At 73.4% G+C, this 2,415-nt stretch carries 1 protein-coding gene; it reads left to right on the top strand.

The window, feature by feature from the left end; translation table 11 throughout:
- Positions 1-2,415: autotransporter-associated beta strand repeat-containing protein (locus JMF86_RS31435; protein ID WP_201317264.1), on the top strand; the 2,415-nt coding region annotated here is incomplete at both ends.

The raw sequence follows: 2,415 nt of genomic DNA on the forward strand, positions 1-2,415 counted from the left end.
GAGCCTCGGCGGCGTGATTGCCGGCAACGGCGGCCTCGCGCAAACCGGCAGCGGCACGACGACGCTGCTCGGGGCGAACACGTTCTCGGGCGGCACGACGCTGAGCGGTGGCGGCTTGATCGCCGGCAATGGCTCGGCGCTCGGCACGGGCGCGCTGAACGTGGCCGGCGCGGGCGGCTCGCTCGGCACGAACGTCGGCGGCACGGTGCTCGGCAACGCGGTGAATCTCGGCGCGGGCGCGACGCTGACGGTCGGCGGCGCGAACAATCTCGGCCTCGGCGGTGCGATTTCGGGCGGCGGCAATCTGTCGGTCAGCGGCCCGTCGATCACGACGCTCACGGGGGTGGGCAGCTACACCGGCAACACGACGATCGGCAACGGCAGCACGCTCGCGGTGGGTGCCGGCGGCAGCCTGTCGGGCGGCAGCCTGTTCGATCTGACCGGCGCGGGCGCGACGCTCGACCTGAGCGCGGCCACATCGCCGCAGACGACGGGCGGGCTGGTCGGTACGGCCGGCGCGGCGGTGAATCTCGGCGGCAATACGCTGACGCTCGGCGGCTCCGGTAACGGCACGTTCGGCGGCACGATCGGCGGTGCGGGCGGGCTGACGCTCGCCGGCACCGGCACGGAAACGTTGACGGGCACCAACACGTACACCGGCGGCACACTGATCAACAGCGGCACGCTGGCGATCGGCGCGGGCGGCAGCCTGGCGGCAGGCGGCGCAGTCAACCTGGGCGGCGCCGGCGCGACGTTCGACCTGAGCGGTGCAGCGCTGCCGCAGGTGATCGGCACGCTGTCGGGCGTGGCCGGTTCGACGGTGAACCTCGGCGGCAACGGCCTGACGCTCGGCGGCGCCGGCAGCGGCACGTTCGGCGGCACGATCGCGGGCGCAGGCGGTAGTCTGACGCTGTCGGGCACGGGCACCGAAACGCTGAACGGGGCCAACACGTACACGGGCGGCACGAACCTCGCCGGTGGCGGCACGCTGGTCGCCGGCAATGGTGCGGCACTCGGCACGGGCGCGTTGAACGTCGCCGGCGCCGGCGGCACGCTGGCCGCGAGCATCGCCGGCACGACGCTGAACAACGCGGTGAATCTCGGCGCCGGTTCGTCACTGACGCTCGGCGGCACGAACGACCTGGGCCTCGGCGGCATCATCGCCGGTGGCGGCAGTCTCGCGCAAACCGGCAGCGGAACAACCGCGCTCACCGGCGCGAACACGTACACGGGCGGTACGACGCTCGGCGCCGGCGGTCTGTCGGTCGGCAGCAATACGGCGCTCGGCACGGGCGCACTCACCGTCACCGGCAGCGGCGGCGCGCTCAGTGCGAGCACGGCTAACCTGCTGCTGGCGAACGCCGTCGATCTGGGCATCGGCTCGACGCTGCATCTCGGCGGCGCGTTCGACTTCGGCCTGAACGGGACGATTTCCGGCGCGGGCGGCGTGGTGCAGTCCGGCGCGGGCACGACCACGCTCGGCGGCGCGAACACCTACGGCGGCGGGACGACGCTGAACAGCGGCGGACTGAGCGTGGGCAGCAATACGGCGCTCGGTTCCGGCGCGTTGAACGTGACCGGCAACGGCACGCTGAACGCCAGCGTGAGCGGCACGACGCTCGGCAACGCGGTGACGCTCGGCGCGGGTGCGACGCTCGGGCTGAACGGCGCGAACGATCTCGGCCTGAGCGGCACGATTTCCGGCAGCGGCGGGCTTGCGCAGACCGGCGCGGGCACCACGACGCTCACCGGCACGAACACCTATGACGGCGGCACCACGTTGAGCGGCGGCGGGCTCATCGCGGGCAACGGCAGCGCGCTGGGCTCCGGCGCGCTGAACGTGACGGGCGCGGGTGGCTCGCTCGGCACGAGCGTGGCCGGCACGACGCTCGGCAATGCGGTGAATCTCGGCGCGGGTTCGACGCTGACGGTTGGCGGTGCGAACGATCTCGGGCTGGGCGGCGGGATTTCGGGCAGCGGCGGCCTGTCGGTCAGCGGCCCGTCGACGACGACGCTCACGGGCGTGAACACCTACACCGGCAACACGACGATCGGCGGCGGCAGCACGCTGGCGGTGGGCGCGGGCGGCGGCCTGTCGGCGGGCAGCGCGCTCGACCTGGCCGGCGCGGGCGCGACGCTCGACATCAGCGCGGCGACCACGCCGCAGACGAGCGGCATGCTGTCCGGCGTAGCGGGCACGAACGTGAACCTCGGCGGCAACACGCTGACGCTGGCCGGCGCCGGCAACGGCAGCTATGCGGGGACGATCGGCGGCACCGGCGGGCTGACGATGGCCGGTACGGGAACGGAAACGCTGACCGGCACCAACACGTACACCGGCGCGACGACGATCAACAGCGGCACGCTGGCGATCGGCGCGGGCGGCAGCCTGTCGGCGAGCAGCCCGGTGAATCT

It is taken from the genome of Burkholderia sp. E168m15, from assembly GCF_016586105.1.
Taxonomy (GTDB): Bacteria; Pseudomonadota; Gammaproteobacteria; order Burkholderiales; family Burkholderiaceae; genus Burkholderia; species Burkholderia orbicola.